9 protein-coding genes and 1 tRNA gene are annotated in these 13,672 nt (G+C 42.0%); 6 read left to right on the plus strand and 4 right to left on the minus strand.

Features of this window, described 5'->3' with window-relative positions; all coding sequences use genetic code 11:
* Nucleotides 1-44: 44 nt before the first annotated feature.
* Nucleotides 45-2,534 (minus strand): M14 family zinc carboxypeptidase, encoded by a 2,490-nt coding sequence (locus FEM33_RS09805; RefSeq protein WP_139011886.1) that lies wholly within the window; start codon nucleotides 2,532-2,534, stop codon nucleotides 45-47.
* Nucleotides 2,535-2,795: 261 nt separating this feature from the next.
* On the opposite strand from FEM33_RS09805, the gene FEM33_RS09810 reads away from it, so the two are divergent.
* A tRNA-Glu gene (locus FEM33_RS09810) sits at nucleotides 2,796-2,867 on the plus strand.
* Nucleotides 2,868-3,174: 307 nt separating this feature from the next.
* On the opposite strand, the gene FEM33_RS09815 is transcribed toward FEM33_RS09810, so the two are convergent.
* Nucleotides 3,175-4,644, minus strand: a complete 1,470-nt coding sequence (locus FEM33_RS09815; RefSeq protein WP_139011887.1) for a leucine-rich repeat domain-containing protein — start codon at nucleotides 4,642-4,644, stop codon at nucleotides 3,175-3,177.
* Nucleotides 4,645-4,806: 162 nt separating this feature from the next.
* Nucleotides 4,807-5,517 (minus strand): hypothetical protein, encoded by a 711-nt coding sequence (locus FEM33_RS09820; RefSeq protein ID WP_139011888.1) that lies wholly within the window; start codon nucleotides 5,515-5,517, stop codon nucleotides 4,807-4,809.
* A 425-nt stretch (nucleotides 5,518-5,942) separates the two neighbouring features.
* On the opposite strand from FEM33_RS09820, the gene FEM33_RS09825 reads away from it, so the two are divergent.
* Both FEM33_RS09825 and FEM33_RS09830 read left to right on the plus strand, forming a co-directional pair.
* The gene (locus tag FEM33_RS09825) at nucleotides 5,943-6,707 is read left to right on the plus strand and encodes a hypothetical protein (protein WP_139011889.1); all 765 of its coding nucleotides are present in this window, start codon (nucleotides 5,943-5,945) and stop codon (nucleotides 6,705-6,707) included.
* 448 nt (nucleotides 6,708-7,155) lie between these two features.
* Nucleotides 7,156-7,362 carry a hypothetical protein gene (locus tag FEM33_RS09830; RefSeq protein WP_139011890.1) on the plus strand — a complete coding sequence of 69 codons (207 nt, stop codon included), beginning with the start codon at nucleotides 7,156-7,158 and terminating at the stop codon, nucleotides 7,360-7,362.
* Nucleotides 7,363-7,481: 119 nt separating this feature from the next.
* On the opposite strand, the gene FEM33_RS09835 is transcribed toward FEM33_RS09830, so the two are convergent.
* Entirely contained in the window at nucleotides 7,482-8,615 is a 1,134-nt protein-coding gene (locus FEM33_RS09835) for an MBL fold metallo-hydrolase (protein ID WP_229214173.1), read from the minus strand.
* Between the two features lie 71 nt (nucleotides 8,616-8,686).
* Between FEM33_RS09835 and FEM33_RS09840 the strand changes: the two genes are divergently transcribed.
* The 3 genes from FEM33_RS09840 (at nucleotide 8,687) to FEM33_RS09850 (ending at nucleotide 13,543) form a co-directional block, all read left to right on the plus strand.
* Nucleotides 8,687-9,490, plus strand: coding sequence for a ThuA domain-containing protein (locus tag FEM33_RS09840; RefSeq protein ID WP_229214174.1), 804 nt, complete (start codon nucleotides 8,687-8,689; stop codon nucleotides 9,488-9,490).
* Nucleotides 9,491-9,630: 140 nt separating this feature from the next.
* Entirely contained in the window at nucleotides 9,631-11,193 is a 1,563-nt protein-coding gene (locus tag FEM33_RS09845) for a serine hydrolase domain-containing protein (protein WP_139011891.1), read from the plus strand.
* Nucleotides 11,194-11,344: 151 nt separating this feature from the next.
* The gene (locus tag FEM33_RS09850) at nucleotides 11,345-13,543 is read left to right on the plus strand and encodes a B12-binding domain-containing radical SAM protein (RefSeq protein ID WP_139011892.1); all 2,199 of its coding nucleotides are present in this window, start codon (nucleotides 11,345-11,347) and stop codon (nucleotides 13,541-13,543) included.
* Nucleotides 13,544-13,672 lie beyond the last annotated feature (129 nt).

Below are 13,672 nucleotides of genomic sequence, written 5' to 3' on the forward strand. Positions count from 1 at the left end.
GACTAATCGCCAACTGCTAACAGCTATCAGCTAACAGCTATGAACTATCTGAAAACGGCGTTGCTGAAAAGTATTTTGCCGTTGTACAGCATGGCACGGAAAACGGGATCGTCCATAAGGTAAACAACCTGGCCGCGCCCTATTTCCTGAACGCCCATAATCAGCGTATTTTTAAGCTTGTCCGTCATTTTATTGCCGACGAATCCGGCTTTGTAATTGTTTTCAGTGAAGTAACCTACGTTCCAGCCTTCTTTCAGAAAATCCCGTTCGTAAGCATCGCGTACAATGGTGAAATACGCTTCATTGCAGCCAAAAGCCAGCGGGTGCGTCGGGTCCATCGTGATCTGGAACATACTTCCGGGTGAAGAATCGCTGGCATCGGCTCTCTGCTGATCTCCGAATTTTTTAAATGAATCCGTATCTTTCTTTTTCTCTGAAAACTTTTTTGTAAGTGCAAAACCCGGTTTGTTAAGGAACGCATCCGTGGCACCTTCCATGGCGATGACCTTACCGCCGTTCCGGACCCAGCCTTGCATTGCTTCCAGCTGTTTGTCATTAATAAGCTCCGAATATCTTCCATCCGGCAAAATCAGCACGTCAATTTCATTCCATGGCAAACTGGCCAGCCGGCTTGCATTGATAATTGTCACCGGATATTGGATCTGCTGCTCAAAATAATGCCAGACAGCGCCAAATGCCGTAGCCGAAATGCCGTCTCCGGAAACTAGCACAACTTTGGGTGTTTTAAGAAAAACCACGTTATCGCCGCCAAAATCAGCTCCTGAACTAACATAGCCTGTTTTTGCCGCCACCAGCCGGACATGATGTTTATCTGCCAGAGAAGTAACGAGCTTGTCAAAACTTGGGTTCTCGTTTCCTTTTTTTGTTATGATCAGCGTTCCGGCCTTGTAAGTTATTTTATCCATTTCGAACGGAACATTGGAGCTTTTTACCAGAATGCCGTTTTTGAGTAAATCGGCAAGAAAAGCTGCATCTTCGGCTGCGGACCATGACGCAATGTAAGCGTAAGGCGAAGTCGCCGGAACCGGATTCCGGATCTGTTCAGCCTGATAAGCAGCCGGCGTCAGTTTTTCCTTCAGTCCGTATGCTTTCAATCCGAATACATAGGCAAGTCCCCAGCTCGTCACATCGTATGTGACAGAATCTTCCAGCACAGGTTTCGGGTCAAAAAGAATTCTCAGAAGATTGGATTTCGGTTGATATGCGCTGATCAGCATGTCGTTATTTTCAACTTTCAGAGACTGTTCCGAAGCACTTGTAAGTTCTGTTCCCCGCGTTGAAAGCGATTTTCCTGCAATTCCGTACGTAAAACCCTGCTTGTCGAGCCAGTCACCGAACGATCTTACACGCTCTTCATTGCCTTTTGATTTGATGATGTATGTTTTGAAATTACCGACCGGTGCATTTGCAGCATCTTCGTGAAACTTGATAAACTCGGAAACAACGCGCTCTTTTTGCGACATGACGGCTTCCAGCGTGGCAAGGCTCGTTGCATAATGATGGGAAATCCGGTTTTGCAGCGTCAAGGTATCATGCTCATCTTCCCGTTTGATGCCCAGCCCGGCACGTCCGCCGCCACCCTGTTCATAGGTTACGCCAATGGCACCGTTAGCCGTTGGCCACGTGTCGCCATAGCTTGGGTAAAAAAGGTCATAATCGTTTTTGGTAAAATACGCCCAGTTGTTTTTATCAAAATATTTACGGCAGTATTCTCCGATCAGCTCATTAAACTGGCGCTGCCATGGCGTCACATCTTTGTTATAAGGCTTGGCCGCAGGCGGAAAATAGTAACTTCTGGACGAACCCATTTCATGAAAGTCGGCGTGAAAATGCGGCATCCACTGGTTGTAAATTACAATTCGCTGCTGCGTTTCTTTCTGGGTTTGCCATGCCCAGTCACGGTTCAGGTCAAACAAATAATGATTAAACCTTCCGCCCGGCCAAGGTTCGTCGTGTTCAAGGGCAAACGGCGTTACGTCCGGGGTTGCGTTCTGAACGCGGTTATACCATTGCGTATAACGTTCATAGCCATCCGGATTAATGCATGGATCGATCATGATCACCATATTTTTCAGGAATTCCTGCGTAAGCGCATTTTCTTTGTTCAGCAGTTCGTAAAGCACCTTCATGCTGGTATTGGCGGATACCGATTCATTTCCATGCACGTTGTAGCTCAGCCATACAATCGGCGGAACGCCTGCATCCGGCTTGCCTTCCATAAGCTTCACGCTTTTCAGGTGATTGGTCCTGATCTTTTCCAGGTTGGCAATGTTTTCGGCAGAAGAAATAAAAGCCAGCATCAAAGGCCTGCCTTCGTTGGTGCTTCCGTATTGCACAAGCTTTACACGATCCGGGTTTGCAGTTTGAATTGCTTTGAAATAATCGATGATATTACTGTGAAAAGCGAATTTGGAACCCAGCGGATAACCCAGAAACTGATCCGGCGTTGTGTTTTGTGCCGAAGCAAAATGAAACTGCGCAAGCAACAGAAGGCAGCAGAAGTATTTTAACATAAGTTTAGGAAGTGAAATTGGACAAACCTGTAAGCCCAAAATTAGAAAGTTACCTGCATTTTAGGGTATGGCAAAATGAATAAAAAAAATTTTCCATTTGAATCGTATGGGAATCAGCTAGTTGTAAAATAACTTCATTATATTTTTAAAAGAAGTTTGGAATTTAAAATACCGTCGTGCATCTTTGCACCACGTTTTCGGAAAAGGGAAACGAAAAGTGAAAGAAAGTGTTGAAAAAACGCGCGAAGTAGGAGACCAGTCGGCCCATTCGTCTAGCGGTTAGGACACGACCCTTTCACGGTTGAAACAGGGGTTCGATTCCCCTATGGGTCACAAAACCGTGCGTAAGCACTTTCAAACACTAACGTTAACCGCCTCAGTTTTTAATTGAGGCGGTTTTTTTGTTTCTTGGCATCGTATGGCTGCAGGCAGTATCGCAAAATGTTTCAGGGGAAATTGTATTGAATTACATTCTATAAAAAGACAGCTGTAAACTTTCCTAAGAATACAATTTCCGAAGCAGGAACATTAGAGTTTGATAAGCTTAATACGAATCTCGATGTTAAATTCTTTTATAAACTTAAAACTTGCCTTTCCAACACAGCCTCTCCTGAATGTAATCACACTTATTTAATCAGCATCAGTCTAAGTTATTAAGGTATTGAATTGCAGACAAACGTCCTTGTGAAAGTATTTCATATGGAATATTCTTGATTGGGTTATTCGCCAATAAAACAACACTCGAGTTTTCCTGTTCATAAGATAAAGAGATTTCCAAATGGCATTGCATTAAAAATCGTAGTGGAATGTTCTTTATTTTATTTCCGGAAAGATTGATATTGTATAATCTGCGTAACAATTTAACCGAATGTATTTTAGTAATATGGTTGTTGGCAAGGTTTAATGAATTCAATCTTTTCAAGCTTAAAAGAGGCCCGTAATTTTTTATCTTGTTGTTCGCCAAATACAGTAAAAATATCTTGGACAGATACTTCAGTGGTTCGAGATTTACAATTTGATTATCCTCCATAAACAAAATATTTAAGTTCTTTAATTTTGTCAGCGGTGAAAGATCACAAATTTTATTATCATAGATATACAGCGATTCCAGGCTTCGAACGCCCGACATGTCAGGAATATGATCCAGTTTGTTTTCAACTAATTCTAATTCCGTTAGTTCAGGTAGATAAGGCATAGCTTGCAGGTTCTCTAGCTTGTTCCTGCTTGCATTCAGGCTTCGAAGATTTTCAAGTTTATTTAGTGACTTGATGTCAGTTATTTTGTTGTAGCTTATGTCTAATTTTTTTAGGTTGATTAAGCCGGCCAGTGGCGATATGTCTTCAATTTCGTTTGATGAAACATCTAATGTTTCAAGAGAAGTTAGATGGGAAAGCGTTGATACATTGGTAATTGACCCTGAACTAATGTTAAGTAATGTAAGTTTTGAGAGTTGTCCTAACCTGGTGAGATCCGCTAAATTTGCTCCATTCATTATAAGTCTTTCCAGCTTTTTTAAATCAAATAGCGGATCAATGTTTGAAATCGATGTATTGTAAAGATCAAGGTCGATTAATTCAGGTAAGTTTGATATCGGCCTAATATCAGTCATTTTTGAATATCCCAGATGCAAGGCTGTAAGAGATTTTAATTCTGCCAGCGATTCGCAATTTTGCACAGGGTTTGAAATCAAAAACAAGTGTTGGAGTTTTTTAAGACTATTCAGTGGTGAAAGATCAGATACTCTGTTATAACTGACATCTAACGTTATTAAAGATGGCATAAACCCCAATGTTGTTAAATCTTCAATTGGCCAAGGATTGTCATGACTGCCATTTATGTATAAAGATTTCAGGTTTTTAAGTTCAACAAGGAAGTCGGGTATTACATGAATTATATTGCTAGCTCCATGGTTTTGGCTTCTCATTCTTTTTTCGTGAATGCCACTCAGTGATATGTCGCTAAAGGTAAGTTCTTCCAGCCAGTAACAATGACAAACTTCATAAGGTATAAAAGTTAAATTGCATTTTCCGAGATCAAGTCTGAGAGCGTTTTCTCCTCTCTCGTGGGCTTTGATGTTTTGGTTTATTAACTCTAATGCGCGTGTTGACATTTAAGCGTTTTAGTTACTATAAAACTGAGTTTTGATGCCGCGTGATAATATGTTGCCTATTTTAAACCATTGTTAATTCGAATTGTTTTTTCAGAATCCGGCCACTACAATACAAGGCTGCCCCGGTCGAAAAAGGCAGACTTGTATTTTAATGTATCCTTTTTATTGGTTTACCAGTTTAATGGCATCAGCCGGGATATGGATGTTTCCGTATGCAACAGCATTGGAGAAGTTAGACAAAAGGATCTTGATCTCACCCGTGGTTGCATTGGCATTGTCATGCGTAAACTCGATGGTTTCTGTAATCCACTTGTTTTCTTTACCCGCCAAATACGTATTCTTGTATGCAAGCGGACCTCCGCTCGGAGCCTTTACATGGAAAGAGTAAGCATAAGGCGATTGTCCAAGCCCAGAAGCGTTTTTAACACTCATTGTAGACACACGGTAAGTAAAGCTGTATTTCTGTCCATAAACCAGATTGCTGACGTAAATGCCTACCTGGCCACCATTATCTTTGGTGCTGCCAACGGTTAAAAAGGTCTGCGGGGAATCTGCTGATACGCGTATGGGATGTATCCATGGCGTTGCCGTATTGCCAAACAAGTAATTGGCATTCGACAATCCGATCACACCATTCTGGTTTTTCAGGCTGTAACCGTCAGGCAAGCACCATTGGCAAATCTGTCCTTGTGTCGGGTGAACGACCGGCAGTGCATTCGATTTGAACTTTGCGCCATCCTCCGATTTGACAGAAACGGCTGAAATTTCCGGTTGTGGTGCAACGGAATCTTCTTTTGAACAGCTGCTCATTACTGCAAGTGCAGAAAAACAGGCACCCAGCAGGCTAACAGGTAGTTTTTGTACTCGATTCATTTGAATTATAATTTTTAGTGTTAAGAAAGTGGTTCGACCGCTGTAAAGAAGATAACACTTCATGATTATATAATTCTGTAATTACCCAATGCCCGGAACTGGTTTACGATCGGTAAAAAACGACAATTTTTTTATCTGGAAAACTTCTTTGTATTTCACATATGTCGATAGTCAGCAGAATTAGTCGGCTTGAAATAATCATAATTCCGGTAAATGCTTTACTCTTGCTGCAATCGTCTTTTCCTTCCTGATTCAAACAGCCTCAACTATACAATCAACCTCATTATTTATACTAATCAGTCCAGAATTCGACGATTTTAACGTTTGATAATTCGCTTCTAGCCGATTGTTAATGCCATTGCTGTAATCCGTTTTATTGAATTTGATTTGCTGCCGTAAATTAATTTTTCACAAAAAACTCTAAAATGAAAATGAAACTACAAACCAAACTATCAGCCTCCATTGTTGCTGCCAGCTTTTCAGCTTTGCTGTTCATGAGCAGCTGCTCCAAAGATGATGCACTTACTCCGCAGCCGGAATCTGCAGGATTGAAAGATGATGCAAACATGCGTGCGGGAGGGCCAGAATTATCTAATAACAGCCTAAGTTTAAATGTTACAGAGCATGTCTTTCCTACTACTATTGATCAGCCAGGGAAGGGTAAGTTTCCTATATGGTGGCAAGGTAATGATTACGGCACTTCAAGTACACAGTCTTTAGGAAATGATTTGAGATGGTTAACACCACTTGTACAGCCACAGCCTAATGTAGAAACGTTTATAACTTTGAAAAATTACCAGTTTAATATGGGCTGGGCGAAAAGTGACCTAACGAAATTAGCGTCTAATCATAAATATAGATTGACATTCTATGCCTCAACAAGCAGTGTTCAAGATGTATTGTCTGGCTCTTTAAGTGCTGCAAGCCCCTATGCAAAAGCAATTATAGCTGAGGTAACATCCAAAAGTTTAGACCTAGGTGCACCAATAAAACACTCAAGTAAAACAATTAGCTTTGTAGATAAAAAAGATCAGTGGATAACAGCAACCATTGAATTTACCACAGCATCTAATTTGAAATCTACTGAAATAAAATTTTATGGAAAGTCGCCTGATGGAGAAGTCAAACCGACATATGCTAATGTTTCAGTTGGCAAATACGCAATTGAAGATCTTGGGAAAGTTAATTAAGAGGCACTTGCTTTCATGAATACTTCAAAGTGCTGATATACTTTTATGCTTGAACCCTGACATCTGTTAGGGTTCAAGCATCTTGCTTTAAGCAGGCTGCACAAAGAAGCTGTTTGTTAAGATTCAGGCTTAATGCTTTCATTAACAAGCATATTGCTTATTTTAGTAATTAAATAGTACATGCATCGAATTACTATGTCTGATGGTGCAGGCTGTAATTGCAAGTATTTGGATTACTCCGCATTTTTCTCAGTCTTTCAATAAGTATATCTATTTAATTTAGCATTAAAGCAGGATTTTAGTCCCGCTCAAACAAGCATATTTATAGTTGTTCAGTTCAAAAAATAGCCTTTCAACCCCAATTATTATGGCGGTGACCACACTCATTCTAACGGTTTTTTAGGATTGTAATATCTTTCTGAAAAATTTAAACCATTAAGACTGAACCATGATACAGTTAGAAAAAGGCAAGGTATACGAAGTGAGAAACCCTGAAGAAGCACGCAAAAAAAACCATCCGCCTCTTGTAAAAATCGAGCACGATTACGGCGACATCGTAAAAGGAAATGACGGCTGCTGCTACTTCAAAGACGGTATTATCTCGTACTCGTGGGGAAATGATCCTTTCGATCTCGTAAGGGAAGTTACTGCCTGATCTTGCCTGTTAAGATTTCAAACAAGTTAATTTCTAAGCTTTTACTGCTATTTGCCTATGAATTTAACATTCCTGCTCTTTTAATTGTACGCAATAAGCTTGAAGCAAAGCGGGGCTTTCTATTTCTCCGGCTGCAAAGCTTTATCATTCCACCATTCTGTGAAAATCTGCTGTCCTTTCAGATTTACTTTCTGACCGATCATAGGTGTAACCAGCGGCATATGCTGCTTGCCTGCTTCAAGAACCGCCCTCTGAACAGGCTCGTTCCAGTCATGAAGTGCAAGTGAAAACTTTGACCAGTGCACGGGCATAAGTTTGGTCGCTTTCAGGTCGTGAGCCGCTGTTACCGTTTCTTCCGGCATCATATGAATGTATTTCCAGGCTTCGTTGTACTGGCCGCATTCCAGGATTGCAAGATCAAAAGGGCCAAACTTTTCACCGATCTGTTTGAAATGCGTATCATATCCGGAATCTCCGCCGATGAAGATTTTCATCGTGGGCGTCTGAACCACAAATGAAACCCACATCGCCCGGTTTCTGCTCAGTCCTCTTCCCGAAAAATGCCTTCCCGGCGTAATGTTGAAAATGAAACCGTTTCCTGCATTGTATTCTTCATTCCAGTCTTTTTCAATGATTGTTTCCGGCGTATAACCCCAGTGTTCCAGATGCTCGCCTGTTCCAAGTCCCGTTACAACCCTGCTTACTTTGGATTTTAATTTCAGAACTGTTTCGTAATCAAGGTGATCCCAGTGATCATGGGAAATCAGCAGATAGTCAATGGCCGGAAAATCTTCCACTTTGTAAACGTCCGTTCCTTTGAAACTCGGTGTCGTAAAACGAACCGGTGAAGCGCTGCCGCTGAAAACGGGATCAACAAGAAACGTTTTTCCATCAATCTGCATGAAATAGGAGGAATGCCCAAACCATACGAGTACGTTTTCGTCCGGGCTGAGATGCAGCAAATCCGTTTTTTGCGACGGGATCACAGCGCCGGGAATGTTGTATTTACTTTTACCGAAGAAAAATTTGGTCATGACCTTTAAATAGCTGGAACCTTCCGCAAGATCAGGCGTATAGCTTAGGTTCTGAAATTTTCCGTCACGGAAATTGGGTGATTTCTTGATTCTTTCCAGACGGGCGCCTGACGGTTGCTTTCCAAATTTAGGCTGCTGCATAAATATCATTACACCGGAAACCAGTAAGATCAGAAGAATAAAAAAGATCATAAAAAACTTTTTAAGAATTCGTTTCATTGCAGTTGGTTAAGGCAATTTGTCTGGAAGGTAAAAAGTTTTAGGCATGTCATCCGCATTCTTCTGTATTTTTGACACGTATATACCTGAAATTTTATTCTATTTCCATGAAAGCCGGTTTTATATTCATTCTTCTTGGCATACTTTCCATTTTTCAGCCGGAAACGATTGCTCAGTCACAGCAACCGGCGATCAGAATTTTAGCTATGGCCGAGCCGGGCGGCCATCATATTGAATATTCCCGGGCAGCAAAGATATGGCTGGATTCACTGGCTGCGAAAAATAACCTTTCCATTGATTATATTGATAAAACAGATTTGATTACAAATCAGTATTTGTCTGCTTATCAACTAATAATACAGCTGGATTATGTTCCTTACGGCTGGAAACCGGCCGCTGTGGCTGCTTTCGAAAAATACATCAATGAAGGAAAAGGCGGCTGGATCGGCTTTCATCATGCCACTTTGCTGGGTGAATTTGACGGGTATAAAATCTGGCCGTGGTTTTCGGATTTCATGGGCGGTGTCCGTTACAAAAACTACATTCCGGACTTTGCGGCTGCAACTGTAAATGTGGAAAACAAAAATCATCCGGTTATGAAAGGCGTTCCGGCTTCGTTTTCGGTGAAAAAGGAAGAATGGTATATTTATGATAAAAGTCCGAGGCCAAATGTGGACGTGATTGCAAGCGTGGACGAAACGACCTATGTGCCCGATTCCAAAATTAAAATGGGTGATCATCCGGTAATCTGGTCAAATCCGAAAATGCGGGCAAAAAATATTTACATTTTCATGGGGCATTCACCGGTTTTGTTTGAAGATGAAGTGTATAAAACCATTTTCAAAAATGCGATTTTCTGGGCTGCGGGCAAGTAAAGGCGCCAATAATAATAATTGATCAAGAGCTTCCTGCATAATAATTGCTTTTTAAACCAGGTAAATAATTCTTTTTGCTGTTACTTTTTAGCTGATCTGCGTCTTAAAAGATAAAAACTGGTCTGTTAAATTTTCCATCAATGTCAGAATTCGATTTATCTGTAAAATACATTGTATCAATTTTACTGATTGCGGTTGTTTTGTTGATTCCGGGATGTGAAAGAAATCCGGAACCCACTAATAATTCTTCTGTTACAGACTTTACGGAATTAAGTGAAATATTGGATATTTCGGCAGTTGCAACTTCCAGGATTGAACCGGCAACTATTACGGAAGTTGTTCAATACGGCCATGTCTGGATGGAAGGATCTGCACTTCCGACTGTTGAAAACAACTTTACGGAACTTGGTAAAAACATTCCGGCTACTTTGCAGTTTTCAAGCGTTTTGAGTGATCTGAAGGCAAATACAAAGTATAAAGTCCGTTCTTATGTGAGAACAAATAATACAATCATGTATGGGAAACCGGTTGAATTTGCAACAGAAGCAGATTATACGAAACGTCTGGTAAAAACCCTGAAAGATTCGCTGACGAACCGCGGCTTTGGATACAGCTTTATCGTATCCAGAAAAAATGAAATTGTAGGTTATGCAACGGAAGGATTACAGTCAAGGGCCATAGAAGCATTCGGTGAAAAGCCGGTAACGCTGAATACGAAAATGCAAATTGCAAGTATGACCAAAACCCTTACGGCTGTTGCTTTTTTAAAACTTGCCAGTGAAAAAGGTGTAAAAACAACAGATAAAATTATCAGATATCTTCCGCCAAAATGGGCCAAAGGAGAAAACATTGATGAAATTACTTTCCGGGATTTACTTACGCATCGCAGCGGCATAACGGGTCTGGGCGATAAATGTTTGAACGGCTCTTTCCTTGAAAATTACTGGTACGGATTACAAAGCCTGATTGCCAAAGGTGTAAAGACAGTAAATATGGGCAATCAGTGCTATCAGAATGCCAATTACGGTTTGTACAGAGTTCTGATACCGGCCATGCTGGGCTACCAATTTTCCGGCGACGATATGAAAGACGATCAGGAAACGCAGAAAATATATGAGAAATACATAAATGAAAATCTTTTGAAAAAAGCAGGGGTGGATTCTAAAGATATATTAACAAATCCGGCTGCTGCTCCGACGTTCGGTTATGACCATCCGTATACCGTAGGAACAGAGGGTTTTAACCCCGGAGATTTTCGGGATGTTTCAGGAGCTTACGGCATTTATTTATCTGCGAATGAAGCTATGAAAGTATATTCCAATCTGTTTACAACAGGAAACAATACAGTGCTTTCTCCATCTTTGCAGGATTCGGTTCTGGTTTCCGGATTAGGGAGTTACAGCGCTGTTATGCCTCAGGGGAAATTCAGTTATCATGACGGCTGGTGGTACAATCAACTGGAAGATGGAAAGCCCAAAGGTTTCAGAAGTATATGGATAAAATGTCCTAATGACATCATGATCGTAATGTTTACCAATGCACTGCGGCACGGAGACGGATTGTTTCCGATAAAATCAAGTGCTTATGCTGATATAACTTCTTATGTATTATGGGCTTTCGCTAAAATGCAACCTTCTGTAAGAGGCGGAAAATCACCAAATGTCAGCTTTCACTCTTATTTAAGAAATCCCGAACCGCATTGATCAGGTTGCAAGCCACAGAGTAATCTTCTTGAAACAAATAGCTGAAATTTCCAGGAACTTCCGGCTGCTTTTTGTGATTAAGTAATCTGACTGTTCAAAGATCATTGATTTCGAAAACACTTAACTTTGCAGTTTCAAGAAAATCAGCATTGTGCAAAAGAAAACACTCTTCATCACTCCGCCGTTTACACAGTTAAATACGCCTTATCCCGCAACAGCTTATCTCAAAGGTTTTCTGAATACACTGGGAAGAGCGTCGTATCAGGCCGATCTGGGTATTGATGTAATCCTCGAACTGTTTTCTTCCAAAGGCCTGAAAAGGATGTTTGCCATTCTTGAAGATTCTGACATGGAGCTGTCCGAGAACAGTTACAGGGTTTACGCGCTCAGTAAAGAATATATCAGCACGATTGATCCCGTCATCAGGTTTCTTAAAAACCGCAATCCGACTTTGGCCCACAGCATTTGTGACCGCAGTTACCTTCCCGAAGCGGGCCGGTTTCAGCAGCTTGAAGATATGGACTGGGCTTTCGGAACCATGGGAATTCATGACAAAGCGCGGCACTTGGCCACGCTTTACCTGGAAGATCTCGGTGACCTGATTCAGGAAGCGATTGATCCGCACTTCGGATTCAGCCGCTATGCCGAGCGTCTCGGCCGTTCAGCAACGCACTTTGATGAAATGGAAAAGGCACTTGAAATGCCGGAAACGCTTTTGTCGCAGATTCTGACGGATTTGCTGGAACAAAAAATCCAGCAATTTCAGCCGGATATGGTTTGTATTTCTGTCCCGTTTCCCGGAAATCTTTATGGCGGGTTCAAATGCGGTCAGTACCTTAAAAAAAATTATCCTACTATTAAAGTCGTTATGGGCGGCGGTTTTCCAAATACCGAACTCCGCTCTCTGAAAGAACCGCGTGTTTTCAATTACATTGATTTCATTTGTCTGGACGATGGCGAGGCGCCGCTTTTGTCCTTGCTGGAATATCTGGACGGGAAAAGGGAAATCTCTCAGCTCAAAAGGGTTTATTCCTGTGTAAACGGTGAAGTCATTTATCATAACGGAGCCCGTGAAAAAGATGTTCCGCAGCGGGATACCGGAACGCCCGATTACAGCGATCTGCCTTTAAATGATTACCTGTCCGTTATCGAGATCGTCAATCCGATGCACCGGCTGTGGAGTGACGGAAGATGGAATAAACTGACGCTAGCACATGGCTGCTACTGGGGAAAATGCTCGTTTTGCGATATTTCACTCGATTATATCCGTCGTTATGAACCGTTAACCGCTGCTTTGCTGTGTGACCGCATCGAAGAAATCATTGAACAGACGCAGCAGAACGGCTTTCACTTCGTCGATGAAGCAGCTCCGCCGGCATTGTTAAGAGATCTTGCACTGGAAATCATCAGAAGAAAACTGACGGTAGTCTGGTGGACAAATATCCGTTTTGAAAAAAACTTTACGCATGACCTTTGCCTTTTACTGAAAGCATCCGGTTGCATTGCGATTTCCGGTGGTCTGGAAGTTGCTTCGGACCGTTTGCTGGACCGGATGAAAAAAGGCGTTACCGTTGCGCAGGTTGCGCGTGTAGCCGATGCTTTTACGCAGGCCGGCATTATGGTGCATGCGTATCTGATGTACGGATTTCCGACTCAGACGGCACAGGAAACGATTGATGCATTGGAAATGGTGCGGCAGTTGTTTGAAAACGGCATTGTACAATCCGGATTCTGGCACCGGTTTGCCATGACGGCGCACAGTCCTGTCGGCTTGCATCCGGAAGATTTTGACGTGATGAGGATTGGCCCGGATACCGGAAAATTCGCCCATAATGATCTGGAACACAAAGATCCGCTTGGCGCTGAACACGACCGTTTTGCAGAAGGGCTGCGTAAGTCCCTTTTCAATTACATGCACGGTGTCTGTATTGATTTTCCGCTTTCCAAATGGTTTGATTTCAAAGTTCCCGCAACTTCCATTCCTCCGAAGTACATTGCAAAAAGCATCAGCGAATCGCCGGATGCTGTGAACCGGCCCAATGCGATTGCCGTATGGATGGGAAATTTGCCGGAAATGTCAGTTTTTGAAGAAAGCCACAGAGTCGGAACGATTGAAATTGCCGAACTCGTTTTTTACGACAAGAAAAAGGAATGGGCTGTTGAGACAGACGTGCAAACGGCTGAATGGCTCGTTGACACGTTGCCAAAATTGCTGATTACGAATCCGGCACCATATACTTTGGAACAACTGAAAACAGGTTACGAAGCTGCCGGACTGGGAAGTTTCGAGCATTTCATTGGTTCAAAAACGTGGAAGGATTTAAAGCACAGCGGCTTGCTGGTGATTTAAAGTGTAATACTCCCCAAAATTGAGACCATCGGTTAAGTTTAGTAACTTGACATAAAACCGATGAACAAAATGAAACAAAGCCGGAGAAAATTTACAGCAAAGTTCAAGGCGATGGTTGCCGTTGAGGCC

The organism is Dyadobacter flavalbus (assembly GCF_006149045.1).
In the GTDB taxonomy this organism is placed as follows: Bacteria; Bacteroidota; Bacteroidia; order Cytophagales; family Spirosomataceae; genus Dyadobacter; species Dyadobacter flavalbus.

What these genes read in the sequence shown, in the direction of transcription:
- FEM33_RS09805 (WP_139011886.1), bottom strand. Translation starts at nt 2,534, where the DNA reads ATGTTAAAATACTTCTGCTGCCTTCTGTTGCTTGCGCAGTTTCATTTT.
- FEM33_RS09815 (WP_139011887.1), bottom strand. Translation starts at nt 4,644, where the DNA reads ATGTCAACACGCGCATTAGAGTTAATAAACCAAAACATCAAAGCCCAC.
- FEM33_RS09820 (WP_139011888.1), bottom strand. Translation starts at nt 5,517, where the DNA reads ATGAATCGAGTACAAAAACTACCTGTTAGCCTGCTGGGTGCCTGTTTT.
- FEM33_RS09825 (WP_139011889.1), top strand. Translation starts at nt 5,943, where the DNA reads ATGAAAATGAAACTACAAACCAAACTATCAGCCTCCATTGTTGCTGCC.
- FEM33_RS09830 (WP_139011890.1), top strand. Translation starts at nt 7,156, where the DNA reads ATGATACAGTTAGAAAAAGGCAAGGTATACGAAGTGAGAAACCCTGAA.
- FEM33_RS09835 (WP_229214173.1), bottom strand. Translation starts at nt 8,615, where the DNA reads ATGAAACGAATTCTTAAAAAGTTTTTTATGATCTTTTTTATTCTTCTG.
- FEM33_RS09845 (WP_139011891.1), top strand. Translation starts at nt 9,631, where the DNA reads ATGTCAGAATTCGATTTATCTGTAAAATACATTGTATCAATTTTACTG.